The sequence below is a fragment of the Terriglobus sp. YAF25 genome (assembly GCF_052113305.1).
Lineage (GTDB): Bacteria > Acidobacteriota > Terriglobia > Terriglobales > Acidobacteriaceae > Terriglobus.
In genome coordinates this window covers 1-1140 of the sequence record NZ_JBFRCY010001027.1, presented here as the reverse complement: position 1 = coordinate 1140, position 1140 = coordinate 1, and the positions used below count along the sequence as shown (strand labels likewise).

At 65.2% G+C, this 1140-nt stretch carries 2 protein-coding genes; one reads left to right on the top strand and one right to left on the bottom strand.

What is annotated here, in order from left to right:
• On the bottom strand, window positions 1-379 hold a 379-nt coding region (locus AB4043_RS26280), incomplete at its 3' end, for a helix-turn-helix transcriptional regulator (RefSeq protein ID WP_442308624.1).
• A gap of 255 nt (window positions 380-634) precedes the next feature.
• Here AB4043_RS26280 and AB4043_RS26275 point away from each other — a divergent pair.
• Complete coding sequence (locus AB4043_RS26275; RefSeq protein ID WP_442308623.1) at window positions 635-958, top strand: ATP-binding protein; 324 nt, start codon at window positions 635-637, stop codon at window positions 956-958.
• The last annotated feature ends 182 nt before the right edge of the window (window positions 959-1140 follow it).

The following is a 1140-nucleotide window of genomic DNA, read 5'->3' as shown; positions in this document are numbered from 1 at the left end:
GTTCCAGCAGGGTGCTGTCGACATTGGATGTACTGGCGAAACGGAGGAACAGGGCGGATTCGCGCGAATCTGCGGTTACCGCTTCGACGATCAGGCGGGTGTCACGTGCCCTTTCGGGCGGGCGGCTGACCGGGGCGTRGCTGACCGGATGCACCGGAGCCGGGTTCCCCTGCGGCGTGGATAGCAGCACGGCGAGCTCATCGAGGGATACCCGCAGAGCTGTGGCGAGTTTGGCGCGCATCCAGGGCTGTGGGGTGCTTCGGCCACTCTCCCAGCGGCCGACGGAGGTGCGGTCGACTCCGAGTGCTTCCGCCAGGGACTCCTGGGTGTGGCCGACTGCCTCCCTCCGCTGGATGAAGTGGCGCCTCCTTGATGCCATCTGCGTCCTTCTCCCTGTATCCCAACGTTTTCGCGTGGATAACGAACCAGGTCACGCCCGGGGTTGCAGCATGAATGCCTCATGGCTGCGTCAATTTTGCTCTGGTTCTGGCAGGTTGAAAGGGGTTCTGTGGAGATCCCCGCCGAGCACGAGCTCGGCCATGACCTTGGCTGCTGAGAGGTCCACATTCATGCTTGCGATCAGTCACTGCCGCGACAGCCGGTGTCTCGCCCCGCGTACCAGGGTGGTGAACCCATGATGACTGGTGCGTCCGCCGACCACCAGGCGGTATTCATCCGGCAGGTCTTTCACGTCGAAGATGGCGACAACGCGGTACGGGACGCCAGGGAGCGGATCGCAGCCATCGCCGCTGCATGGCGGGTGCCCCTGAGCCGCGCCGCTCTCGGCGACGTGAAGCTCTGCGCCACGGAGATCATCACGAACGCGCTGACTCATGCGGGCGGTGAGTGCTGGGTCACGGCCGAGTGGACCGGCAGCCACCTCGAAGTCGCGGTGCGCGACCGCTCCCTCCGGCCGCCAGTGGTAGTCCCYTTTGCACATGAGAGGGAGTCCGGGTGAGGACTCGCCATCGTTGAAGCGCTCTCCTACTCGTGGGGCTGGAAGCCGTGTGGGATGGGCAAGGAGGTCCACTTCCTTGTCGTGGCTGATGCCGAATGGGCCGCCCGCAAGCGGTCACGTTCGTCTTCGCGCTCTCCCGACTCCTCAGCACGGATAGCTGGCCGGGGTCCAACTGCTTGCGC